Below are 22304 nucleotides of genomic sequence, written 5' to 3'. Positions count from 1 at the left end.
ATTGGAGTTCTGCACCGTTCCGGCGGCATCGTTGGCACTCGACACCCATCACTGAGCCTCGAGGAGCCCGCGTTGACTGCGACGATCGCGACCAAGCTGACCGGCGAGGTGACCGACAAGGTGACCGACCTGCCGGCCGCGATCGCGGCGCACGTCCGCGACGGCATGACCGTCGCCCTCGAGGGGTTCGGTCACCTGATCCCGTTCGCCGCCGCGCACGAGATCATCCGCCAGGGCCGCCGTGACCTCACCGTCTGCCGCATGACGCCCGACATCATGTACGACCAGCTCGTCGCCGCAGGCTGCGTGAGCAAGCTGGTCGCCTCGTTCTTCGCCAGCGGCTCCGCGGGCTCGCTGCACGAGGTGCGCCGACGCATCGAGCGCGCCGACCCCGAGCCGCTCGAGGTCGAGGAGTACAGCCACTACGGCATGCTCTGCCGCTACGAGGCCGGCGCGGCCAACCTGCCGTTCTTCCCCCTCCGGTCGTACGCCGGCAGTGACCTCCCGAAGCTGAACCCCAACATCCGCAAGGTCGCCGACCCGTTCGGCGGGCCCGACATCTACGTCGTCCCGCCGCTCAAGCCCGATGTCACGATCGTGCACGCCCAGCGCGCCGACCGGCTCGGCAACGTGCAGATGTGGGGCATCACCGGCGCCCAGCAGGAAGCTGCGTACGCCGCCACGCGGGTGATCGTCACCGTCGAGGAGATCGTCGAGGACGAGGTGGTCCGCGCCGACCCGAACCGCACGCTGCTCCCCGCACATGCCGTGGACGCCGTGGTCGAGGTGCCCGGCGGTGCGCACCCGTCGTACACGCACGACCACTACGTGCGCGACAACGACTTCTACCGGGCGTGGGAGCCGATCAGCCGCGACCGCACGCAGCTGCTGGCCTGGCTCGACGAATGGGTGCACGACCTCCCGGATCGCCAGGCCTACTTGGCGAAACTCGGCGCCTCACGCTGGTCCGAGCTCGAGACGGGGGAGCGGGCATGACCTATGCAGACGTCGCACCCGGCAGCACCGAGTTCCTCGCCACTATCGCCGCCCGCCAGCTGGTCGGCCTGCGCCGCGTCTTCGCCGGTGTCGGCCTGCCCACGCTGGCTGTCGACCTGGCCCTGCGCACGGTCAACCCGAACGTGGAGCTGGTCTACGAGTCCGGTGTCTGCGGCGCCCACCCCGACGGCCTGGCCGAGGGCATCGCCGACTCGGTGCTGGTCACCGGTGCGGAGGCGGTGCTCAGCATGCACGCGCTCTTCGGCTACGTGCTCCAGGGCGGGCACGTCGACGTCGGCTTCCTTGGTGCCGCCCAGGTCGACCGCTGCGGCAGCCTCAACACCACGTTCATCGGTGACTGGGAGAAGCCGACCGTGCGTCTGCCCGGAGCCGGCGGCGCGGCCGAGATCGTGCCCAACGCCGGCGAGTGCATCGTCGTGCTCCGCCGCCACGACCCGGGCGCCCTGCCCGCGAAGGTCGACTTCTGCACCTCGCCGAGCCCCGTGCGGGCCCGCGAGGAGGACCCGCGCATGGTGCCGCCGGGCCACGGCGTCTCGACCGTGATCACGCCGCTGGCCGTGCTGCGCCGTCCCGACAAGTTCGGCGAGCTGCAGGTCAGCGAGGTGCACCCGGGCGTCACCGTCGACGAGGTCCGCGCCGCCACCGGGTGGGACATCGTCGTCGCGGACGACGTGCGCGAGACCGAGCGCCCCACCGTCGAGGACGTGCGCCTGCTCCGCGAGGAGATCGACACGGTGCGGCTCTACCTGCGATGAGCGCACACCGCCGGGACTCCTCACGTCGCCACGCCTACGCGGCGTTGCTGGCGTGCTCGACCCTCGGCACCCTGTCCAGCACCATCATCAGCGCGCCGATCAACGTGATCGCGGAAGCGGTCGACGCCAGCGCCAGCGGCATCGTGTTCGCGGTCAGCGCCTTCACCCTGGCCATGGTGCTGTGTTCCCCGGTCGCCGGGTGGATGTGCCAGCGCTTCGGTTCCCGGCTCGTGCTCGGCGCCTCGCTGGTGCTGATGGTCATCGCCGGGGCGGGCGCCGCGGCGGCCCAGGACCTCTGGTACCTCGTGCTGATGCGGGCCCTTCAAGGTGTCGCGTGCTCGGCCATCCCGTCGTCGGTCCAGCAGGTCCTCGGTCGGCACTGGCCGGAGAACCGGGCCCGCGTGATGGCCGCGTGGGCCTCCGCGATCGGGGTCGGCCAGGCGATCGGCCCGCCGCTGGGTGGACTGATCGCCGACACCCTGGGCTGGCGCTGGGTCTTCCTCACCCACGCCTCGCTCAGCCTGGTCCTGCTCGTGCTCGTCGTGACCCTGGTGCCCTCGGTCCCGGCCGTGCCGACCCCGTTGCACGTCTCCGGGATGATGACGCTGGTCGCCGGAGTCGGCGCCCTGGTCGGTGCCTTCGCCTGGGCCGGCCAGCACCGCAGTGCCGTCGTCGGCATCGCGTTGGTGATCGTCGGTGCGCTGGCCCTCCTGTTGCACGTGCTGATCGCGCGCCGCAGCGAGAGGGCGTTCGTCGACCCGGACCACCTCGCCGACCCGCGCTTCCTGGCCGGCACCGCGGCGGCCGGCACCGTCATGTGTGCGCTCGGCGTCGCGATCACCGCCACCCCGCTGCACCTCGGACGCGACGTCGGGCTGGGGCCCGGCCACATCGGACTGATGATGCTGTCGCTGGCCGTCCCGCTGACCCTGTTCGCGCCGGTGACGTCGCGGCTCTCGGAGCGCTTCACCGCGGTCCGCACCATGCGCGTCGGACTCGTCGTGCTGGCCGCCGCACTGTTCTCCCTCGGCCTCGCGTTCGCCCTCGACCACGACTCCCTGCCGCTCGCCGTCGTGCTCCTCGCAGTCACCGGCTGCGCCATCGGCGCCGTGCAGGCCACGTCCGCACACGTGCTGATGACGTCGTCGGCAGCCGACCACGGCACCGCCCTGGGCGTCTCCAACATGCTCCGCTTCGCCGGTCTCGCGGTCGGCTACTCCTGGGTGGCCGCCACGTGGGCGCCCGACCGCCTCCTCCTCGTGTACGGCGCACCGGTCGCGGTGATCGCCGCCACCTGGCTGCTCGCGGGCGCCGCCCGATCGGACCGCGCCCCGTCCCGCCCCGAAAGGACCCTTCTCGATGACGTCCACTGAACCCCGCCCGGACCCGGCACCCGCGGGTGCCTCGGCCGGCCAAGCCACCGGCCCGCTCGCCGGCCCGCTCGCCGGCCTGCGGATCGTCGAGGTCTCCAGCTTCGTCGCCACGCCGCTGTGCGGACTCACCCTCGCCCAGCTCGGTGCCGAGGTGATCCGGGTCGAGCCGATCGGCGGCGGACCTGACCGCACCCGCTGGCCACTCACCGACGACGGCACCAGCCTCTACTGGAACGGGCTGAACCCAGGCAAGCAGGCCATCGAGGTCGACCTCGGCACGGCCGAGGGGCGCCGCCTCGTCGCGGACCTGGTCGCCGAGGCCGGCATCCTGGTCACCAACACCGAGCGCTGGCCCGAGCTCACCCACACCGCGTTGAGCGAGCGCCGACCCGACGTGGTCACCGTGCTGCTCACCGGCAAGCACGACGGCGGCACCGCGGTCGACTACACCGTGCAGGCCGGCACCGGCTTCCCGCTGGTCACCGGCCCGGCCGACCAGGCCGCCCCGGTCAACCACCTGCTCCCCGCATGGGACCTCGCCGCCGGCCTCTACCTCGCCGTCGGGCTGCTCGCAGCCGAGCGCCGCCGCGCCGCCACCGGCCGGGGGAGCGAGGTGCGGGTCGCCCTCGAGGACGTCGCCCTCGCCGCCGCCGGACACCTCGGCTACCTCGCCGACGCGATGCTGAACCCGTCCTCGGAGCGCACCGCTGACGGCAACTACGTCTACGGCACGTTCGGTCGCGACTTCGTCACCAGCGACGGCGCCCGCTTCATGCTGGTCGCGCTCACCCCGCGCCAGTGGTCGGACCTGCGGTCGATGACCGGGCTCGGCGACGTCATCGACACCCTGGCCGGGGCACTCGCGGCCGACTTCGACGACGAGGGTGACCGCTACCGCCACCGCGGCGTGCTGGCCGGCCTGGTCGCCGAGTGGTTCGAGCGGCACACCGAGTCAGAGGTGACCGCCGCCCTGGGAGAGACCCGCATCCTCTGGTCGCCGTACCGCACCTTCGGCGACCTGGTCGCCGACGACGCGGCCGTGCTCCGCAGCCACCCGCTCTTCGGCACCGTCGACCAGCCCGGCGTCGGCCGCCTGCTCGCCCCCGGCTCACCCGTGTACGTCGACCGCGCCAGCGCGCCACCTCGTCCTGCCCCGGCGGTCGGTCAACACACCCGCGACGTGCTGGGCGACGTGCTCGGCCTCGATGCCGCTGCCGTGGCGGACCTGCTCGCCCGCGGAGTCGTCCGCACGACCGGCCACGCCCCGAAGACCGAGGTGGCCTGACATGGACGCACGCACCCTGCTCTTCGTCCCCGGCGACCGGCCCGACCGCTTCGACAAGGCGGCCGCAGCCGGTGCGGACCTCGTGGTCCTCGACCTCGAGGACGCCGTGGCACCCGACGCCAAGGACCGCGCCCGCGACGACGTCGTCAGTTGGCTGCGCACCACCACGACGGCCGCCGCTGTGCGGGTCAACGCCCACGGCACCCCGTGGCACGACGCCGACCTGGCCGCGCTCTCCGAGCTCCTGGCGAGCGGCGTGGCATGCACCGTCATGCTGCCCAAGGCCCAGGACCCCGCAGCCGTCGCCGCCACGGTCGCCTCGCTGGGTGACGGCGCGCAGGTCGTCGCGCTTCTCGAGACGGCCCGCGGCGTCCTCCGCGCGGAGCCGATCGCCGCCGTCCCGGGCGTGGTCCGGCTCGCCCTCGGCACCTACGACCTGGCCACCGAGCTCGGCGTCGATCCCGAGGACGTCGCCGCGATGGCGTCCGCCCGTGGCGCCCTGGTCCTGGCGTCTGCCGCCGCGGGCCTCGCCGGACCGGTCGACGGGGTGACCGGTGACGTGCGCGACGCCGACCGACTCGTTGCCGACGTACGCCGGGCCGCCGCCCTGGGCTTCGCCGGCAAGCTCTGCATCCACCCGGCCCAGGTCGCCCCGACCGCGGCCACCTTCGCGCCCGACGCCACCGAAGTGGCGTGGGCACAGCGGGTCGTCACCGCGGCCGAGGCCGCCGGGGACGGCGTACTCCTCGTCGACGGCCGCATGGTCGACCTGCCCGTGGTCGACCGGGCCCGACGCATCCTCACCAGCAGCAACACCGAAACCGGAGGCACCCCATGAGCACGCTGACACCCGACGAGAAGGACATGGTCCGACTGGTCGCCGACTTCGTCGACGAGCGGGTGCGGCCGAACGTGCGCGAGTACGAGTCGACCGACACCTACCCCGAGGAGTTCATCGAGGAGATGAAGAAGCTCGGCTTCTTCGGGCTCCTCGTCCCCGCCGAGCACGGCGGCGTCGACGTCAGCACGGCCTGCTTCGCCCGGGTCACCGAAGAGCTGGCCCGTGGCTGGATGAGCCTGGCCGGCGCGATCGGCGGCCACTCGGTGATCTCCTACCTGATCCGCACGTTCGGCACCGACGCGCAGAAGGCGACGTACCTCCCGGCGATGGCCGACGGCTCGATCCGGGCGACGATGGCGCTCACCGAGCCGTCCGGCGGCAGCGACCTCCAGGCGATGCGCACGTACGCCGTCCGCGACGGCGACCACTACGTCATCCGCGGCTCGAAGACCTGGATCTCCAACGCCCAGCACGCCGGCCTGATCGGGCTGCTCTGCGTCACCGACCGCGACGCCGAGCCCGCCCACCGCGGCATGAGCGTGCTGCTGGTCGAGCCCGGCGACGGCATGACCGTCAGCGAGAAGATCCCCAAGCTCGGCTACCGCGGCGTCGAGGCCTGCGAGCTGGTCTTCGACTCGATGCGGGTCCCGGCCGACGCCGTGCTCGGTGGCGAGCCCGACCTCGGGTGGGGCCACATGATGCGCGGCCTCGAGGTGGGCCGGATCCAGGTCGCCGCCCGTGCGGTCGGCGTGGCCCAGGCCGCACTCGGTGACGCCGTCTCCTACGCGCAGCAGCGCGAGTCGTTCGGCAAGCCGATCTGGAAGCACCAGTCGGTCGGCAACCTGATCGCCGACATGGCCACCAAGGTCCGCGCCGCCCGGCTGATGACGGTCGACGCGGCCGAGCGCCTCGACGAGGGCAAGCGCGCCGACATGGAGGCCGGGATGGCCAAGCTGTTCGCCTCCGAGGCGGCCATGGAGGTCGCCCTCGACGCGATCCGCGTGCACGGCGGCTACGGCTACTCGCGTGAGTACGACGTCGAGCGCTACTTCCGCGACGCCCCGCTGATGATCGTCGGCGAGGGCACCAACGAGATCCAACGCAACGTCATCGCGGCCCAAGTGGTGGCCCGAGACGCACACTCCCAGAAGGGGAACTCCTGATGAACCTGCTCGAGAACAAGACCGCCGTCATCACCGGTGGCGCCCAGGGCATCGGCCTGGCCATCGCCGAGGCCTACGTCGCGCAGGGTGCGCGGGTCGTGCTGGCCGACCTCGACGGTGCCGCCGCCGAGGTCGCAGCCAAGGGCCTGGGTGGACCCGACGTAGCCGTCGGCATCGCCTGCGACGTGGTGAAGGCCGACGACGTCGAGGCCGCGCTCGACCTGGCGCAGTCGACGTACGGCTCGCTCGACATCGTGGTCAACAACGCCGGCATCACCCGCGACGCCACGATGCGCACGATGACCGAGGAGCACTTCGACCAGGTCATCTCCGTGCACCTCAAGGGCTGCTGGAACGGCACCCGCCTGGCCGCCGCCCGGATGCGTGAGGTGAAGTCCGGTGCGATCGTGAACATCTCGTCGCTCTCGGGCAAGGTCGGCATGATCGGGCAGACCAACTACTCCGCCGCCAAGGCAGGCATTGTCGGCATGACCAAGGCGGCCGCCAAGGAGATGGCGCACCACGGCGTGCGGATCAACGCGATCCAGCCCGGCCTGATCCGCTCGGCGATGACCGAGGCCATGCCGCAGAAGGCATGGGACGGCAAGATGGCCGAGATCCCGATGGCCCGCGCCGGCGAGCCGGCCGAGGTCGCGTCGGTCGCCGTCTTCTACGCCTCGGACCTGTCGTCGTACATGACCGGCACGGTCGCCGAGGTGACCGGCGGACGGTTCATGTGACCGTGTCCACCACCGATCAGCAAGGCACCGGCTGGTCGCCGCACGAGGTGACCAGCGAGGAGTACGTCGACCCCGGTCGGGTCGCGGCACTCGCGGCACTCCTCGACTCGGGCGCACCGGCCCCGGCCGAGGGTGAGGACCTGCCGCCCCTGTGGCACTGGGTCGCTCTGCCGGCCTGGCCGCTCTCCTCCCAGCTCGGGGTCGACGGCCATCCCCACCGTGGTGGCCTGCTGCCGCCGTTGCCCCAGCCCCGGCGGATGTTCGCCGGCGGATCGCTGGAGCTGCACGCCCCGCTGCGCGTGGGGGAGCGGGTACGACGCGAGTCGATCGTCGAGTCCGTCGACGAGAAGAGCGGCCGCAGCGGCGACTTCGTCGTGGTGCGGGTCCGTCACGTGCTGCGCGGGCAGGCGGACGACGTACGCATCGAGGAACGGCAGGACCTGGTGTTCCGCGACGGCCCGTCGGTCGTCGACAGCGGTGCCGACCCGCAACCGGCATCCGAGCTGGAGCCAGCCGGCCCACCGCTGCGAGCGACCGGTGACGGCTGGGACGTGGTCACCGACCCGACCCTGCTGATGCGGTTCAGCGCGGCCACCGCCAACCCGCACCGCATCCACTACGACTGGCCGTACGCGACCCGGGTCGAGGGCTACCCCGGCCTGGTCGTGCACGGACCGTTGTCCACGCTGTTGCTGGCCGAGGCCCTGCGCCTCGGCGACTCGGCCGCCCCGCGCCGGTTGCGGCACCGCAACCTGGCACCGCTCTTCTGCGCGCAACCCGCCCGCATCTCGCTGACCGCCGGCACCGACTCCGACACCGGCTCGGGCACCGGCGCGACCGAGGTCGCCCTGCGCGACCCCGACGACCGGGTCCTGGTCACCCTCACCGCCGACACCGATCTCCCCTGAAAGGCACCACCATGAACAGCTCCCGCGACGTCGTCATCTGCGAACCCGTACGCACCCCCATCGGTCGCTACGGCGGGGTCTTCAAGGACCTCAGCCCGGTGGACCTCGGCGTGACCGCCCTCCAGGGCCTCCTCGCCCGCACCGGGGTGGACCCCGACCGCATCGACGACGTGATCCTCGGCCACTGCTACCCCAACGCCGAGGCGCCCGCGATCGGCCGGGTCGTCGGACTCGACGCCGGCCTTCCGGTCAGCGTCGGCGGCCAGCAGGTCGACCGGCGCTGCGGGTCCGGCCTGCAGGCCGTGATCAACGCCGCGATGCAGGTGGCCAGCGGGGCCAGCGACGTCGTCGTCGCCGGTGGTGCCGAGTCGATGAGCAACGTGGCCTTCTACTCCCTCGACATGCGCTGGGGCGGGGCCCGCAACGGCGTCCAGATCCACGACGGCCTGACCCGCGGCCGGCAGACCCCCGGAGGCCGCTTCCACCCGGTGCCCGGAGGCATGCTCGAGACGGCAGAGAACCTGCGCCGGGAGTACGCCATCAGCCGCGAGGAGCAGGACCGTCTGGCGGTCAGCTCGCACGAGCGCGCCGTGGCCGCCCAGCAGTCCGGCATCCTCGCCGAGGAGATCGTCCCCGTGACCGTGCCCTCTCGCAAGGGCGACGTGGTCGTCGAGACCGACGAGCACCCGCGCGCCGACACCACCCTCGAGTCGCTGGCCCGCCTGAAGCCGATCCTGCGTGACGACCCCGAGTCCACGGTCACCGCCGGCAACGCCAGCGGCCAGAACGACGCCGCAGCCATGTGCCTGGTCACCACCGCCGACGTCGCCGAGGACCTCGGCCTGGTCCCGCTGGTCCGGCTGGTCAGCTGGTCGGTGGCCGGAGTGCGACCCGACGTCATGGGCATCGGCCCGGTGCCCGCCACCGCTGCGGCGCTGGCGCGGGCCGACCTCACGATCGGCGACATGGACGTCATCGAGCTCAACGAGGCCTTCGCCGCGCAGGCGCTCGCCGTCATGCGCGAGTGGAAGTTCACCGACGAGGACCACGAGCGCACCAACGTGCACGGCTCCGGCATCTCGCTCGGCCACCCCGTCGGTGCCACGGGAGTCCGCATGCTCGGCACCCTGGCCCGTGAGTTGCACCGGCGCCGGGCCCGCTACGGCCTCGAGACCATGTGCATCGGTGGCGGCCAGGGCCTGGCCGCCGTCTTCGAGCGGATCGCCTGATGGCGCCCCGCGTGCTGGCCTCGATGGACGAGGTGCAGCAGGTCGTCGACGAGCCCCTCGGCACCACGGAGTGGGTCGAGATCGACCAGGAGTCCGTGGACCGTTTCGCCGATCTCACCGGCGACCACCAGTGGATCCATGTCGATCCCGAACGCGCAGCCTCGTCGGCGTACGGCGGCACGATTGCGCACGGCTACCTCACGCTGGCGAAGCTGCCAGCCTTCGCCGCGACCCTCTACCGGCTCGAGGCAGGGGCCTCACGGCTCAACTACGGCGTCAACAAGGTGCGCTTCCCGGCACCCGTCCCGGTGGGGTCCAGGATCCGTGCCACGCCCACCATCGTCGGCGTCCGTGAGGTGCCCGCGGGCGACCAGGTGACCGTGCGGTGGGTGGTCGAGTGCGACCGCGCCACGAAGCCGGTCTGCGTCGCCGAGACGCTGACCCTCGTCGTCCGGTGAAGTGACCGACGAGTAGGGCACACACGTCCGTATTCATACCTCAAACGGCACAAATGGTGTGCGGATTTGGTGTTGGACGTGCATCACGAAACCCACCTAACGTGAATGCGGTCACAGGCCGGCCAGCCACGAATTAGCACCATCCCCAAGGAGCCCCCCATGTCGAGCACCACCAGGTTCAACCCCGATGAGAGGATGGCGAGGAAGGCCGGCATCGCCGCCTTCGTCGGCACCACCATCGAGTGGTACGACTTCTACATCTACGGCACGGCCTCGGCCCTCGTGTTCGGTCCGCTGTTCTTCAGCGGCTCCGACCCCGCCGTGGCCACCCTGCTTTCCTTCGCGACCTTCGCGGTCGGCTTCCTCACCCGCCCGATCGGCGGTGTGGTGTTCGGCCACCTCGGCGACAAGATCGGCCGCAAGCGCGCCCTGATCCTCACCCTGATGCTGATGGGTGTCACGACGTTCGGCGTCGGCCTCCTCCCGACGTACGCCACCATCGGTGCGCTCGCGCCGATCGGGTTGATCGTGCTCCGCCTGGTGCAGGGCCTCGCCGTCGGCGGCGAGTGGGGCGGTGCGGTGCTGATCGCGACCGAGCACACCAAGAAGGACCGCGGCTACCTCTTCGGTGCCTTCGCCCAGCAGGGCTCGCCGGCCGGCCGCATCCTGGCCACCCTCGCCTTCCTCGCGGTCACCAGCCTGCTGCCCGAGCAGGCGCTGCTCGACTGGGCCTGGCGCGTGCCGTTCCTGTTCTCCGCCGTGCTCGTGGTCGTGGGCCTGGTGATCCGGCTCCGGCTCGAGGAGTCGCCGGAGATGGAGAAGCTGAAGAAGAACGACGCGACCGCCAAGGTCCCGGTCGTCGAGCTGTTCCGCCACAACGGCCGCGAGGTCACGCTCGGTGTCTTCTCGATCCTCTGCGTGTTCGTGGTGGTCTACGCCCGTGACACGTTCGCTCTCTCGTGGGCCACCAAGGAGCTCGACTTCTCCCGCGACTCGTTCCTGTCGATCATCCTGGTCGCCAGCGTGCTGCAGTTCTTCGTGCAGCCCTTCGGTGCCCTGCTCACCACCAGGTACGACGTCCGCAAGATCGTCACGGTCCTGCTCGGCATCGAGATCCCGGCGCTGGCGCTGATGTTCATCCTGATGGCGACCGGCAACTACTGGCTGGCCATGCTCGGCGCCGTGGTCGCCACGATCCCGGACGTGATGTTCTACTCCGTGATGGCCGGCATGCTCGCCCAGGCCTTCCCGACCAAGGTGCGCTACACCGGCATCTCGGTGGCCTACGGCCTGTCCGGCGCGCTGTGCGGCATGACCCCGCTGATCCTCCAGTGGCTGCTGGACTCCTCCGGCACCGTCGTGCTGCCGGTCGTGTTCGGCGTGATCACCACGTTCATCTCGCTGGTGGCCTCGCGTGCCCTGCTCAAGCGCACGTTCGGCAAGGACGCCGACGCCCCTACGGAGCCCGCCCTCGACCAACGTGAGGCGACCCCGGTCTCCTGACCCGGTGTGCAGCGCCCGTCGCCCGAGGAACCCTCGGCGGCGGGCGCTCCGCATTTGGTCCTGCGTCTCGAGGATCCGTTCACCTGAGCATGCAGTTCGCCGTACGACGTCCTGTGCCCGCGCTCAATCAGCGGACCAGCGGCCTGAACTGCAGGTTCAAGTGAACGCCGATGGCAGCGCCGCCCCCGAAGCAACGGAGCGCCGACCCCGAAGCGACGATCAGCGGTCGGTCATCACCCGGCGCCGGGCGATGGTGGCGGCGATGCCGGCCGCCGCGGCGCGTACGGCGTTGGCGTGTGACTCCGGGTGGAAGCGGGTCACCGGGCCGGTGACGCTGACCGCGGCGAGCGGGCGTTCGTCGGCGTCGAGCACCGGCGCGGCGACGCACACGATGCCGACCGCCGACTCCTCGTGCTCGTAGGACACCCCGCGCTCGACGATGGCGTCGAGCTGTCGCCTGAGCAGGCCGGGTGCGACCACGGTGCGCGGCGTACGTCGTTCCAGCGGGCCGGCCAGCACCTCGCGGCGCAGCTCGGGATCGGCCCACGCGAGCAGCGCCTTGCCGATGGCGGTGCAGTGCACCGGCATCCGGCCGCCCGTGCGCGAGGGCGCCGCGGCCTGGCGGTGGCCGCCGATCTTGGCGACGTACACGACCTCGTGGCCCTCACGGATGCCCAGGTGCACGGTCTCGTGGGTGCGTTCGTAGAGGTCCTGGAGGAACGGCATCGCCACCTCGAGCAGGCTGCGCTCCACCGAGGCCCGCATGCCCAGCTCGAACAGTCCGCCGCTGAGCCGGTAGCCGCCCTCGACCCGGTCGAGCAGGCGGGTCGCGACCAGCTCACCGACCTGGCGGTGCACGGTCGCCTTGTGCAGGCCGGTGCGCCGCACGAGCTCGGCGAGCGGCAACGCCTTGTCCTCGGCGCGGAAGGCGCGCAGGATCGTCACCGCCTTGCCCAGGACGGTGTCCAGGTCAACGTCCTCGGCCATCGGAACCTCCGCGGAAGAGCGTATCGCTGAGCGGGACGCTTCCCTCGCGCGGTGGTGAATCGACGCGAGAGTGTGGGTCACACGTTCCCGCCCCCACGCACCTAAGGTCGCTGATGAGCACCAGCCCGCACCCTGCCGCCGCCGCGGCGCCGACGACCGACGTCTCACCGGAGGCGATCGCCGAGGCTGCCGACCGCCTGGTCGCCGCCCACTTCGGCGGAGAGGCCTGTACGCCGGTCCGCGACCTCATCGGACGCGACGACGTGGCCGCCGCCTACCAGATCCAGGAGCGGCTCAACGCCGCCAAGGTGGAGCGCGGCGTGCGCGTCGTCGGTCGCAAGATCGGCGCCACCTCCGAGGCGGTGCAGACCCAGCTCGGTGTCGACCAGCCCGACTTCGGCGTGCTCTTCGACGACATGGGCTTCGGTGACGGCGAGGTCATCCCGTCGGATCGACTCATCCAGCCCAAGGCTGAGGCCGAGGTCGCGTTCGTGCTGAAGGCCGACCTGGCCGAGGGGCCGCTCGACGACGCGCAGATCCGCGGCGCGATCGACTACGCCGTCGCCGCGCTCGAGATCGTCGACAGCCGGATCCGCGACTGGGACATCTCCTTCGCCGACACCGTGGCCGACAACGCCTCGTCCGGCCTCTACGTGCTCGGCACCGAGCACCTCACGCTCGACGAGGTCGAGCCGGTCGACGTCACCATGACGATGTCGATCAACGGCGAGGAGGTCTCGACCGGCAACGGGGCCGCCTGCCTGGGCGACCCGCTCAAGGCCGTGGCGTGGCTGGCCCACCAGGCCCGCACGTTCGGTGAGCCGCTGCGCGCCGGCCAGGTGATCCTCTCAGGCGCACTCGGCCCGATGCGCCCGCTCGCACCCGGTGACCACGTCACCGCCACCATCACCGGACTGGGCACGGTCTCCACCCGGTTCGGCACCACGACGCAGGAGGACAACGCATGAGCACGAAGGTCGCCATCATCGGCTCCGGAAACATCGGCACCGACCTGATGATCAAGGTGATGCGCCACTCGCAGCACCTCGAGATGGGCGCCATGGTCGGCATCGACCCCGAGTCCGACGGGCTGGCCCGCGCCGCACGCTTCAAGGTGCCCACCACCGCCGAGGGTGTCGAGGGCCTGATCGCGATGGACGGGTTCGACGACATCGAGATCGTCTTCGACGCGACCTCCGCCAAGGCGCACATCGCCAACAACGCCCGCCTGGCGCCGTACGGCAAGCGGCTGATCGACCTCACGCCCGCGGCGATCGGCCCGTTCGTCGTGCCCGCGGTCAACATCGACGAGCACATCGACGCGCAGAACGTGAACATGGTGACCTGCGGTGGCCAGGCGACGATCCCGATCGTCGCCGCCGTGTCGCGGGTGGTGCCGGTGCAGTACGCCGAGATCGTCGCCTCGATCTCGTCGAAGTCGGCCGGCCCCGGCACGCGCGCGAACATCGACGAGTTCACCGAGACCACGTCGAACGCGATCGTCTCGGTCGGCGGGGCGAAGCGGGGCAAGGCGATCATCATCCTCAACCCGGCCGAGCCGCCGTTGATCATGCGCGACACCGTGTTCTGCCTGGTCGACGCCGCCGACGAGTCCGTGCACGACGAGATCCGCGCGTCGGTCGAGAAGATGGTCGGCGACGTGTCGGCGTACGTCCCCGGCTACCGGCTCAAGCAGCAGGTGCAGATCACCGAGATCGCCGCCGACTCCCCGGTCGAGACGCTCCTCGCGGAGGGCTCCACGACCCGGCCCACGCACCAGGTGACCGTGCTCCTCGAGGTCGAGGGCGCGGCCCACTACCTCCCGGCGTACGCCGGCAACCTCGACATCATGACCTCCGCCGGCCTCCAGGTCGCCGAGCGGATCGCGGCCCAGAAGGAGACCAGCCGATGAGCACCGAGCTCTTCATCCAGGACGTCACGCTGCGCGACGGCATGCACGCCGTGCGCCACCGCATCAAGCCCGACGACGTACGCCGCATCGTGTCGGCGCTCGACGCCGCCGGTGTGGACGCCATCGAGGTGGCCCACGGCGACGGGCTGGCCGGCGGATCGGTGAACTACGGGCCGGGCTCGAACACCGACTGGGAGTGGATCGAGGCCGCGGCCGACGCGATCGACAAGGCCCGGTTGACCACCCTGCTGCTCCCGGGCGTCGGCACCATCGAGGAACTCAAGCACGCCTACAGCCTCGGGGTCCGCTCCGTGCGCGTCGCCACCCACTGCACCGAGGCCGACGTCTCGGCGCAGCACATCTCGACCGCGCGCGAGATCGGCATGGACGTCTCGGGCTTCCTGATGATGAGCCACATGGCGCCTCCGGAGGAGCTGGCCCGCCAGGCGAAGCTGATGGAGTCGTACGGCGCGCACTGCGTCTACATCACCGACTCCGGCGGCCGGCTCACCATGCCCGACGTCGAGGCGCGGGCCAAGGCCTACCGCGACATCCTCGAGCCGGAGACCGAGATCGGCATCCACGCGCACGAGAACCTCTCGCTGTCGGTGGCCAACTCAGTCGTCGCTGTCGAGAACGGCATCTACCGGGTCGACGCCTCCCTGGCCGGTCACGGCGCCGGCGCGGGCAACTGCCCGATCGAGGCGTTCATCGCGGTCGCCGACATCTACGGCTGGGACCACCGGTGCGACGTGTTCGCCCTCCAGGACGCCGCGGACGACATCGTGCGGCCGCTCCAGGACCGCCCGGTGCGGGTCGACCGCGCCACGCTGACGCTCGGGTATGCCGGGGTCTACTCCAGCTTCCTGCGCCACGCCGAGACCGCCGCCGAGCGCTACGGCCTCGACGTGCGCACGATCCTCGTCGAGTGCGGTCGCCGTGGTCTGGTCGGTGGCCAGGAGGACATGATCATGGACATCGCGCTCAACCTGGTCTCCGAGCGCGAGGCCTCCTAGGTCGGTTCCGGGGGCCGCTGTCCCCACGTCGACCTAGCATCTGCCGCATGGCAGGAGGCGCGCGCAGGTTCGGTGATCACGGCACGATGGCCGAGCGCGTGGCCGCCACCCGCCGCAACTCGGTGGTCGAGGAGGGCGCTCCGGCGCCCGTCCTTCGAGACGGCTCGTCCCTCGCCTCCTCGGGAACCGTCTCGAAACGACCAGACCTGCGGCACTGCTGGTACGCCGGCCCGCACGGTCGCCAGGCCGCCCTGCTCATCGGCTGGCGGCGGGTGAGCCCGACGGCCGGTTGGGAGGGCCACATCGCCGTGGCTGCGCCTGACGACGACGGTTGGTCGATCGTCACGCTGTGGGTCGGCGCCGGCATGCTCGAGGCGGCATGAGACGGGGTGGTGTCGCCGCACCCGACGGGTGATCCTTGCCCTCAACCCTTGGCCTTGCCGGCCGCTGGAACGACGTCCGGCCTGCGACCGACGTCCCGGTGTCGACCGGCTTGAGGGAGGCAGAGCGCGACCCGTTCGACCTGTTCCGGTGCGATCCAGTAGTCGGAGTGGACCTGCAGCCGGCGGGCCGCGTCGGGGTCGGCGATCTCGAGGTTGTCCGTGGTCGCGTCCACTGGTTGAGGCTGGGGCAGTGGCAGGGGAGTCGCGATCGGATCCGTGGCCCGCCAGAAGTTGAGCCACGGCGTCGTCGCCCAGATCGAGGTGTAGAACGAGCCGGGGAAGTAGGCAGGGAAGACTTCGCGATAGAGCGACTCGAGCGGGCAGCCGCAGGTGACCAGGGTCAGGGCGGGGCCGGTGTCGTGGAATTCCTCCTCCGTGCGGATCCGGTGCACGGCCCATGCGCAGAGAACGGATCCCTGACTGTGTCCGATCAGCACCGTGGGGCGACGGCCCGCTGTACGAACTTCGTCGATGATGCCGTCGACGACCTGGTTCCGGTAGGAAGCGCCCGCAAACGGGTGGCTGGCGACCGGCCAGAAGCCCAGCACGTCGGCGACCATGCCGACGACCTTGCGGACCTTCTGGAGGCTGCGCCCCGCCACCACCATGAAGATCGCCAGCACCGAGAGTGCTTGCACCGTGAAGATGGCGCGGTCCCATGTGGCATTCGAACCGTCCAGTATCCAGTTCACGACCATTGCCATGGAGACTCCCCAGAGGAACGTCGACAGCAGGATCGTCGGACCGAGCGTCGATTCGAGACTCAGGACCAGACGGCGGTGCCACCGTGCGGCGGCAAGGCGCTTGGCGAGCGTCGAACCTCGCTTGCCGAACCGCGGACGTCCTGCGCCTCGGGGAGTCCAGTTGGCCACCACGAAGGCCAGGGCGAAGGCAAGCAGGGCCAGCAGTCCGACCAGGGGAAGCATGTCGACCAGGGCGTCGTCCCGCCCGACGTACAACCTGTTCCGGGGCGGCAGCAGCGCACGGCTCCCGAATCCTGCGGTCTCGCCCGGTTCCGCGAACAACGGCACGTGATGGTTCGACAGGTAGAGCACGAGGTTGTCCGCGAAGAGCCGCAGCGCCGACGCCACAGACACCATCAGGAGCACCGAGCCCACCAGCGCCACGTCGACGACGTACTCCGGCGTGGCCGGCCGTCCGGTTCCGGCCGCGATGAGCCCGCGGATCGCGAAGACCGCACCCGTCAGCACGACGACCACGATGCAGAAGAGGCTCACGCTGACCACCGGGTCGACGTACGGCACGAGCTGGCCGTTGGCGACCAGGGCCTTGAACTCACCGGGTGGTTGGTCCCCAGGCGCCTGCACGAAGGTCGCGCTCGGGCCCCACGTGGTGAGGAAGTCGGGCATCTTCGACCACGTCACCTGCCAGTGGGCCGGCCGGGTGAACGCGGTGACGGCCGCGGCACTGCCGACCAGCAGCACGTTGAGCCACAGCACCAAGGGCTTGGTGTGTGAAGCCGTACGTCGTTGCCGGCCCAGCATGCCCGCGATGAGCGCCAACCCGATCGCCCCCGCGAGCCAGCGCCCGGCGTCCGGTGAGGACGTCCAGGTGACCAACGTCCGCCTCGCGATCGTCTCCGCGAGGGCCAGTGCCCACACGAACGTCAGCAGGCTGAGCAGCAGGCCGGTGAGCACGACCGCGAACCTGGTGCGTCGTTCGGCCGTCGGGCCAAGGCCGTCGGGCGGTGTCATGTAGCCCGCCGCATTGACCAAGGTGAATGGGAGTGCGACGTACCAGAGGAAGCCGGCAACGCCACGCGATGCGCGGGACCAGTTGACCAGCAGGAGGTCGTGCTGAGGCACAGTTGGCGGGAGCGCCGCCTCGGGTCCTTCCGGTGGCCGCTCGAGCAAGGTGGGGCTGCCCAACTGGGACCAGTCGTCGTGGTCGCCGATGCCGTGCACGCGGATCTCGAGTGGATCGCCGGCTACTGGGAGTACATGTCGTTGCATGCGTCCTGGGCCTCGTTTCCCTGTTCGCTGAACGCGTCGAGGACGATCTCGGCCATCTGCTGCTCGCCCTCGTCGAAGAACGAGATGCCGAAGCTGACGGCCCGTTCCACCAGGAAGCTGGCGACTTCGTCGAGGCTCGTGGGCACCCTGTCGAACACCAGAGCGCACGTCGTCTCCCATGCGAGGCCCTCCAAGGCGTCCTGCACCTCGGTGTTGCTGCTCAGCTGGTCGACGCTGGACCGGAGGCGGGCGCCCAACGTCGGCTGGATCGCTGTCGGCACCTGCAGGAGGATGTCGTCCGCGCGCCTGGTCCCGAGCACGATGGCGTCATCTCCCTCGGAGCGGACCAGCCCGCCGCCGCCCTTCGAGGCGCCCTTGGCCACGTCGTCCACGCAGCTGCCCGCCGAGAGGAGCAGAACCGCGCACAAGCCGGCGAGCGCGCTGACCGTTTTGTCCGCCCTCATGGCTTCACTCTGGACCCGGCAGGAGTGAGGGGTAATCGCCATTTCGGGTGATAGCGGCGCACGGAAGGGTGGTCGCTACTGTGCTCGCATGACCTGGCGACCCGGACTCGTGGCGCTGGACGTCGACGGTTGCCTGCTGGAGTGGGTCCGCGGCACCGACAAGTCCGAGGAGGCCATTGCGCCGGCCGTGGTCGACGCCGTGGCCCGCGTGGTGCGTGCCGGCATTCCCGTCGTACTCGCCAGCGGGCGATCGCCGCTCGGGCTCGTGGACGTCGCCAGGTTGGCCGGCCTGCCGTCACCCGGCTGGTTGGTCGGGTCGAACGGTGCCGTGGTGGCGCGCTTCGCGCCGCTCGAGGTCGTGCGGGCCACGACCTTCGACGCGCGACCTGCCGTGGCTGCGGTGCTCGAGAGGTTCCCCGATGCGATGGTCGCGGTCGAGGAGCCGGGGCTCGACTATCGGGTGAATCGCCTGTTCCCACGCGGGGAGCTGTCCGGCGGGTCCGTGGTGACCAGCCCGGCCGAGCTCGGCGTACGCCCCGCCTGCCGGGTGATGATCCGGCACCCCGAAGGCTCCTCCGACGCGCTCGCGTCGTTGGCGGACGAGCTCGGGCTGTCCAGCACCGACTACGTGGCGCAGCTGTCCAGCTGGCTCGACATCTCGCCGGTGGGAGTGAACAAGGCCGCGGCGCTCGCGTACGTCGCCGGGCAGCTCGGCGTACGGCGGGACGACGTGCTGGCGATCGGCGACGGGCACAACGACATCGAGATGCTGCAGTGGGCCGGCCGCGGAGTGGCCATGGGGCAGGCCGTGCAGGAAGTGCATGATGCCGCCGACGCCTCGACCGGGACAGTGGTGGAGGACGGCGTGGCCGTGGAGCTCGAGCGTTGGTTCTGAGTGGCCTCGACGGACGTTCCTTCGTCGCTGCTCGACCACCGGGGACGGAGGCTCTTTCGTCGCTGCTCGACCATCGGGCCTCTCCGGGCAGGTACGGTCGACCCATGACTACTGGAATCGACCTGGGTCGCCCCACTTCGGGCGACGTCCTCGACCTGATCGTCGACGACCACCGTCGTTTCGAGCGGCTGCTGGCCCAGCTGCGCCAGGGCACGGCCGATCGTGATGCCGTCCGCCATGCCTTCGCCGACGTCCTGATCGCCCATGGTGAGGCGGAGGAGGAGATCGTCTATCCGGTCCTCCGTCGCAAGGCCGAGGACGTCGACGCCCACGACATCGAGCACGGCTCGGAGGAGCACGCCGAGGGCAACGAGGCGTTGCTCGCCGTCCTCGAGCTGAAGGGCACCGACACGAAGGCCTTCGTGGACGCCGTCGAGGAGCTCAGCAACATGGTCGCCCACCACATCGCGGAGGAGGAGCTGAGCATCATCGCGCCTGCCCGCGAGGAGGTCTCGGACCGGGTCCGTCGCGAGCTCGGCGAGAAGTGGGCCGCGCGACGCAACCAGCTGATCGACGAAGGCTGCGGCTCGCTGACGAACGTACGACGTGTGGTCGCCAAAGCGGCGAAGAAGGGCCTGCTCGACGACGACTGACCCACGTTGAATGAACGTTTGTTCAAAGTCTGTCTTGCACAAACGTTCATTCAAGGCAGTGCGGGTTTCCGACGCTCAGGTGGGACGACTGCAGCTCGAGCGCGGGTGAGTCCACGCCACATCTCCGGTCCGAGCCGCTCGCTGCGCGACCTTCCCAACCAGCGGGGTTGTGCGCGGTCCCTTCACGCGCCGAACTAGGGTGACAGCGTGATCGACGACTGGGCGGCGCGGCGGACCTATCGCTGGTGCGACTGGTCGTTGGCCGATCTCATGAAGGCGAAGGGCGAGACCAAGGTCAGTCTGGTGATGCCGGCCCGCAACGAGGCCGCCACGGTCGGCGGGCAGGTCTCTCGGGTGCGTGAGGCGCTGATGGAGACCGTCGAGCTGCTCGACGAGATCGTGGTCATCGACTCGGACTCGACCGACGACACGATCGCCATCGCGCAGGGCGCCGGGGCCGTCGTGCACCGGGCCGTCGACATCCGTCCCGATCTCGGTTGGAGCCCCGGCAAGGGCGAGGCGATGTGGAAGTCGCAGTTCGTCACGACCGGCGAGGTGATCGTCTTCATGGACGCCGACCTGCTCGACTGGGACACCCACTTCGTGCCCGGCCTGCTCGGTCCCTTGCTCACCGAGCCCGACGTGGCGCTGGTGAAGGGCTTCTACGAGCGTCCCTTCCTCGACGGCTCCGCCGTGCCCTCGTACGACGGGGGACGCGTCACCGAGCTGGTCGCCCGTCCGCTGATCGCGCTGCTCTTCCCGCAGCTGGCCGGTCTCGTGCAGCCATTGGCCGGCGAGTGGGCGGTCCGCCGGTCGTGGTTCGCGCAACTGTCGGTGCCGACCGGGTACGCCGTCGAACTGGCCGCGCTCATCGACACCCTGCGTGGGCCGGGGCTGGACGCGATCGCACAGGTCGACCTCGGACGCCGGGCGCACAGCCACCAGGCGTTGCTCGACCTGGGCGCGATGGCCACGCAGATCCTCGCGGCCGTCCAGGCGCGGGTCTCCGGCTCCTCGATTTCCTCGGTCGACCTGCGGCAGTTCGTGCCGGTCACCGACGGCGAGGGCGTGCAGCCGAGCACCCGCACCGTCGAGGTCGCCGAACGCCCGCCGGCTGCCTCGCTGTCGAACCCGTCAGACCTGTCTGACCTGTCGGAAGGCGCCTGATGACCCTCAAGCTCGGCCGGCAGGCGTTCGCTGATGACGCCTCCCTGATGATGGCCATCGTCAACCGGACGCCCGACTCGTTCTACGACAAGGGCGCCACCTGGGCGGAGGACAGTGCCTTCGACCGGGTCGCGCAGGTCGTCGACGAGGGTGCGGAGATCGTCGACATCGGCGGCATCAAGGCAGCGCCGGGTGTCGAGATCGACGCCGCCGAGGAGATCAGCCGGGTCGGGTCGTTCGTGGGCCGCGTGCGCTCGGCGTACCCCTCACTGGTGATCTCCGTCGACACCTGGCGCGCTGAGGTCGGCCGCGCGGTGTGCAGCGAGGGCGCCGACCTCCTCAACGACGCGTGGGGCGGCGCCGACCCCGAGCTCGTCGACGTTGCCGCGGAGTTCGACGCGGCCATCATCTGCACGCACACCGGCGGCGTCACGCCGCGCACCCGCCCGCACCGCATTGAGTACGCCGACGTCGTCGCCGCCGCGATCGCCGACACCACGGCGTACGCGGAGCGCGCACTGGCCGCGGGCGTCTCACGCGACTCGATCGTGATCGACCCGGCCCACGACTTCGGCAAGAACACCGCGCACTCGTTGGAGGTCACCAGGCGCCTCGGCGAGATGGTCGACACCGGGTGGCCGGTGCTGGTCTCCCTGTCCAACAAGGACTTCGTCGGCGAGTCCCTCGACCTGCCCGTGGGGGAGCGCCTCATCGGAACCCTTGCCGCCACGGCGTTCTGCGCCCAGGCCGGCGCCCGCATCTATCGGGTGCACGAGGTGGTCGAGACCCGCCAGGTGGTCGACATGGTCGCGACGATCATGGGCTCCCGGCAGCCCGCCCGAGTGACGCGAGGCCTGGCATGACCCCTGCTCCTTCATCCGGCTGGAACGCGGTGGTCGTCCCGTCGACACCGTTGATGATCGCCGCCGGTGGCACGGCCGACCCGCTGGCCGGCGTACGCGCCCTGGCGCTGGACTCCGTGCGCTGGCTGGTCGCCTCGTCACCCGACCGCATCCAGGTGCTGTGTTCGCCCGCTGATCCGGCGAACGTCGCGCGCGGGGTCACCACGCCGTTGGGCGAGCGAGTGGCGCGGTCGCTGCTGTCGGCTGCGGGCTTCGACCGCGAGATCGTCGTGTCCACCTCGGAGTCGGAATCGCCAGTCAGCACAGGGGTTCTGATCGTCGGCGACGGCTCTGCCCGCCGCGGGGAGAAGGCGCCCGGGCACCTCGACGACCGTGCCTTCACTTTCGACTCCACGATCGAGTCGGCGCTTCGTGCCTGCGATGCGGACACACTTGCCACGCTGTCGGTCGACCTGGGCGCGGAGCTGTTGGCCGCCGGGGTCCCGGCCTTCCGCGCGCTCGGTGCGTTGGCCGGCGGCGCCGAGCACACATGTGAGATGACCTACTCCGGCGATCCGCTCGGCGTCCAGTACTGGGTGGCGAGGTGGCAATGCGCGTCCTGATGTCTGCTGGCCAAGGTCTCGATACGGGCGCAGAACGCCCTACTCGACCAACGAGCG

23 protein-coding genes are annotated in these 22304 nt (G+C 70.8%); 20 read left to right on the top strand and 3 right to left on the bottom strand.

Going from position 1 to position 22304, the window contains the following annotated elements; all coding sequences use genetic code 11:
- Positions 1-72: 72 nt before the first annotated feature.
- The 11 genes from ASH02_RS15280 (at position 73) to ASH02_RS15230 (ending at position 11272) form a co-directional block, all read left to right on the top strand.
- Positions 73-996, top strand: coding sequence for a CoA transferase subunit A (locus tag ASH02_RS15280; protein ID WP_200959152.1), 924 nt, complete (start codon positions 73-75; stop codon positions 994-996).
- Complete coding sequence (locus tag ASH02_RS15275) at positions 993-1772, top strand: CoA-transferase subunit beta (RefSeq protein ID WP_057295014.1); 780 nt, start codon at positions 993-995, stop codon at positions 1770-1772. The genes ASH02_RS15280 and ASH02_RS15275 overlap by 4 nt, the downstream gene beginning before the upstream one ends.
- Entirely contained in the window at positions 1769-3145 is a 1377-nt protein-coding gene (locus ASH02_RS15270; protein ID WP_057295013.1) for an MFS transporter, read from the top strand. The genes ASH02_RS15275 and ASH02_RS15270 overlap by 4 nt, the downstream gene beginning before the upstream one ends.
- A complete protein-coding gene (locus tag ASH02_RS15265; protein ID WP_082620905.1) occupies positions 3132-4430 on the top strand; it encodes a CoA transferase in 1299 nt (432 codons plus the stop codon). Before ASH02_RS15270 ends, ASH02_RS15265 begins: the two co-directional genes overlap by 14 nt.
- A 1-nt stretch (position 4431) precedes the next feature.
- Positions 4432-5268: an HpcH/HpaI aldolase/citrate lyase family protein gene (locus ASH02_RS15260; RefSeq protein ID WP_056890222.1), complete on the top strand. Its 837-nt coding sequence runs from the start codon at positions 4432-4434 to the stop codon at positions 5266-5268.
- A complete protein-coding gene (locus tag ASH02_RS15255; RefSeq protein WP_056688482.1) occupies positions 5265-6434 on the top strand; it encodes an acyl-CoA dehydrogenase family protein in 1170 nt (389 codons plus the stop codon). The genes ASH02_RS15260 and ASH02_RS15255 overlap by 4 nt, the downstream gene beginning before the upstream one ends.
- Positions 6434-7174 carry a 3-oxoacyl-ACP reductase FabG gene (fabG, locus tag ASH02_RS15250; protein WP_056890220.1) on the top strand — a complete coding sequence of 247 codons (741 nt, stop codon included), beginning with the start codon at positions 6434-6436 and terminating at the stop codon, positions 7172-7174. Before ASH02_RS15255 ends, fabG begins: the two co-directional genes overlap by 1 nt.
- A gap of 2 nt (positions 7175-7176) precedes the next feature.
- A complete protein-coding gene (locus ASH02_RS15245) occupies positions 7177-8082 on the top strand; it encodes an FAS1-like dehydratase domain-containing protein (protein ID WP_082620923.1) in 906 nt (301 codons plus the stop codon).
- Between the two features lie 11 nt (positions 8083-8093).
- On the top strand, positions 8094-9311 hold the full coding sequence (locus tag ASH02_RS15240; protein ID WP_057295011.1) for an acetyl-CoA C-acetyltransferase: 1218 nt from the start codon (positions 8094-8096) through the stop codon (positions 9309-9311).
- Complete coding sequence (locus tag ASH02_RS15235; protein ID WP_056688472.1) at positions 9311-9769, top strand: MaoC family dehydratase; 459 nt, start codon at positions 9311-9313, stop codon at positions 9767-9769. Before ASH02_RS15240 ends, ASH02_RS15235 begins: the two co-directional genes overlap by 1 nt.
- A gap of 159 nt (positions 9770-9928) precedes the next feature.
- Positions 9929-11272 (top strand): MFS transporter, encoded by a 1344-nt coding sequence (locus ASH02_RS15230; protein ID WP_057295010.1) that lies wholly within the window; start codon positions 9929-9931, stop codon positions 11270-11272.
- 219 nt (positions 11273-11491) lie between these two features.
- Here the strand turns inward: ASH02_RS15230 and ASH02_RS15225 are convergent, their stop codons facing one another.
- Positions 11492-12259: an IclR family transcriptional regulator gene (locus ASH02_RS15225; RefSeq protein WP_056688466.1), complete on the bottom strand. Its 768-nt coding sequence runs from the start codon at positions 12257-12259 to the stop codon at positions 11492-11494.
- Between the two features lie 113 nt (positions 12260-12372).
- Between ASH02_RS15225 and ASH02_RS15220 the strand changes: the two genes are divergently transcribed.
- From ASH02_RS15220 to ASH02_RS15205, 4 genes are read left to right on the top strand one after another with little or no spacing between them, the layout of a single operon-like run.
- Complete coding sequence (locus ASH02_RS15220; protein ID WP_056688463.1) at positions 12373-13227, top strand: 2-keto-4-pentenoate hydratase; 855 nt, start codon at positions 12373-12375, stop codon at positions 13225-13227.
- Complete coding sequence (locus ASH02_RS15215) at positions 13224-14171, top strand: acetaldehyde dehydrogenase (acetylating) (protein WP_056688460.1); 948 nt, start codon at positions 13224-13226, stop codon at positions 14169-14171. Before ASH02_RS15220 ends, ASH02_RS15215 begins: the two co-directional genes overlap by 4 nt.
- Entirely contained in the window at positions 14168-15187 is a 1020-nt protein-coding gene (dmpG, locus tag ASH02_RS15210) for a 4-hydroxy-2-oxovalerate aldolase (RefSeq protein ID WP_057295009.1), read from the top strand. The genes ASH02_RS15215 and dmpG overlap by 4 nt, the downstream gene beginning before the upstream one ends.
- 47 nt (positions 15188-15234) lie before the next feature.
- Positions 15235-15570, top strand: a complete 336-nt coding sequence (locus ASH02_RS15205) for a hypothetical protein (RefSeq protein WP_156409779.1) — start codon at positions 15235-15237, stop codon at positions 15568-15570.
- Between the two features lie 41 nt (positions 15571-15611).
- On the opposite strand, the gene ASH02_RS15200 is transcribed toward ASH02_RS15205, so the two are convergent.
- Together ASH02_RS15200 and ASH02_RS15195 are read right to left on the bottom strand one after the other, a co-directional pair.
- Positions 15612-17603, bottom strand: coding sequence for a hypothetical protein (locus ASH02_RS15200; RefSeq protein WP_156388538.1), 1992 nt, complete (start codon positions 17601-17603; stop codon positions 15612-15614).
- A complete protein-coding gene (locus ASH02_RS15195) occupies positions 17579-18067 on the bottom strand; it encodes a hypothetical protein (RefSeq protein WP_056688447.1) in 489 nt (162 codons plus the stop codon). Before ASH02_RS15195 ends, ASH02_RS15200 begins: the two co-directional genes overlap by 25 nt.
- Positions 18068-18155: 88 nt before the next feature.
- Between ASH02_RS15195 and ASH02_RS15190 the strand changes: the two genes are divergently transcribed.
- The 5 genes from ASH02_RS15190 (at position 18156) to ASH02_RS15170 (ending at position 22247) form a co-directional block, all read left to right on the top strand.
- A complete protein-coding gene (locus ASH02_RS15190; RefSeq protein WP_056890216.1) occupies positions 18156-18962 on the top strand; it encodes an HAD family hydrolase in 807 nt (268 codons plus the stop codon).
- A 104-nt stretch (positions 18963-19066) separates the two neighbouring features.
- The gene (locus ASH02_RS15185; protein WP_056688440.1) at positions 19067-19615 is read left to right on the top strand and encodes a hemerythrin domain-containing protein; all 549 of its coding nucleotides are present in this window, start codon (positions 19067-19069) and stop codon (positions 19613-19615) included.
- A 207-nt stretch (positions 19616-19822) separates the two neighbouring features.
- Entirely contained in the window at positions 19823-20782 is a 960-nt protein-coding gene (locus tag ASH02_RS15180) for a glucosyl-3-phosphoglycerate synthase (RefSeq protein ID WP_056688437.1), read from the top strand.
- Positions 20782-21645, top strand: coding sequence for a dihydropteroate synthase (gene folP / locus ASH02_RS15175; RefSeq protein ID WP_056688433.1), 864 nt, complete (start codon positions 20782-20784; stop codon positions 21643-21645). The genes ASH02_RS15180 and folP overlap by 1 nt, the downstream gene beginning before the upstream one ends.
- Complete coding sequence (locus tag ASH02_RS15170; protein ID WP_156388537.1) at positions 21642-22247, top strand: hypothetical protein; 606 nt, start codon at positions 21642-21644, stop codon at positions 22245-22247. The genes folP and ASH02_RS15170 overlap by 4 nt, the downstream gene beginning before the upstream one ends.
- Positions 22248-22304: the final 57 nt, after the last annotated feature.

This window comes from Nocardioides sp. Soil796 (assembly GCF_001429525.1).
In the GTDB taxonomy this organism is placed as follows: Bacteria; Actinomycetota; Actinomycetes; order Propionibacteriales; family Nocardioidaceae; genus Nocardioides.
The sequence above is the reverse complement of the archived record's forward strand: the minus strand, read 5'-3'. Positions and strand labels throughout refer to the sequence as shown.

What these genes read in the sequence shown, in the direction of transcription:
- ASH02_RS15275 (WP_057295014.1), top strand. Translation starts at nt 993, where the DNA reads ATGACCTATGCAGACGTCGCACCCGGCAGCACCGAGTTCCTCGCCACT.
- ASH02_RS15270 (WP_057295013.1), top strand. Translation starts at nt 1,769, where the DNA reads ATGAGCGCACACCGCCGGGACTCCTCACGTCGCCACGCCTACGCGGCG.
- ASH02_RS15265 (WP_082620905.1), top strand. Translation starts at nt 3,132, where the DNA reads ATGACGTCCACTGAACCCCGCCCGGACCCGGCACCCGCGGGTGCCTCG.
- ASH02_RS15260 (WP_056890222.1), top strand. Translation starts at nt 4,432, where the DNA reads ATGGACGCACGCACCCTGCTCTTCGTCCCCGGCGACCGGCCCGACCGC.
- ASH02_RS15255 (WP_056688482.1), top strand. Translation starts at nt 5,265, where the DNA reads ATGAGCACGCTGACACCCGACGAGAAGGACATGGTCCGACTGGTCGCC.
- fabG (WP_056890220.1), top strand. Translation starts at nt 6,434, where the DNA reads ATGAACCTGCTCGAGAACAAGACCGCCGTCATCACCGGTGGCGCCCAG.
- ASH02_RS15240 (WP_057295011.1), top strand. Translation starts at nt 8,094, where the DNA reads ATGAACAGCTCCCGCGACGTCGTCATCTGCGAACCCGTACGCACCCCC.
- ASH02_RS15235 (WP_056688472.1), top strand. Translation starts at nt 9,311, where the DNA reads ATGGCGCCCCGCGTGCTGGCCTCGATGGACGAGGTGCAGCAGGTCGTC.
- ASH02_RS15230 (WP_057295010.1), top strand. Translation starts at nt 9,929, where the DNA reads ATGTCGAGCACCACCAGGTTCAACCCCGATGAGAGGATGGCGAGGAAG.
- ASH02_RS15225 (WP_056688466.1), bottom strand. Translation starts at nt 12,259, where the DNA reads ATGGCCGAGGACGTTGACCTGGACACCGTCCTGGGCAAGGCGGTGACG.
- ASH02_RS15220 (WP_056688463.1), top strand. Translation starts at nt 12,373, where the DNA reads ATGAGCACCAGCCCGCACCCTGCCGCCGCCGCGGCGCCGACGACCGAC.
- ASH02_RS15215 (WP_056688460.1), top strand. Translation starts at nt 13,224, where the DNA reads ATGAGCACGAAGGTCGCCATCATCGGCTCCGGAAACATCGGCACCGAC.
- dmpG (WP_057295009.1), top strand. Translation starts at nt 14,168, where the DNA reads ATGAGCACCGAGCTCTTCATCCAGGACGTCACGCTGCGCGACGGCATG.
- ASH02_RS15205 (WP_156409779.1), top strand. Translation starts at nt 15,235, where the DNA reads ATGGCAGGAGGCGCGCGCAGGTTCGGTGATCACGGCACGATGGCCGAG.
- ASH02_RS15200 (WP_156388538.1), bottom strand. Translation starts at nt 17,603, where the DNA reads ATGCAACGACATGTACTCCCAGTAGCCGGCGATCCACTCGAGATCCGC.
- ASH02_RS15195 (WP_056688447.1), bottom strand. Translation starts at nt 18,067, where the DNA reads ATGAGGGCGGACAAAACGGTCAGCGCGCTCGCCGGCTTGTGCGCGGTT.
- ASH02_RS15190 (WP_056890216.1), top strand. Translation starts at nt 18,156, where the DNA reads ATGACCTGGCGACCCGGACTCGTGGCGCTGGACGTCGACGGTTGCCTG.
- ASH02_RS15185 (WP_056688440.1), top strand. Translation starts at nt 19,067, where the DNA reads ATGACTACTGGAATCGACCTGGGTCGCCCCACTTCGGGCGACGTCCTC.
- folP (WP_056688433.1), top strand. Translation starts at nt 20,782, where the DNA reads ATGACCCTCAAGCTCGGCCGGCAGGCGTTCGCTGATGACGCCTCCCTG.
- ASH02_RS15170 (WP_156388537.1), top strand. Translation starts at nt 21,642, where the DNA reads ATGACCCCTGCTCCTTCATCCGGCTGGAACGCGGTGGTCGTCCCGTCG.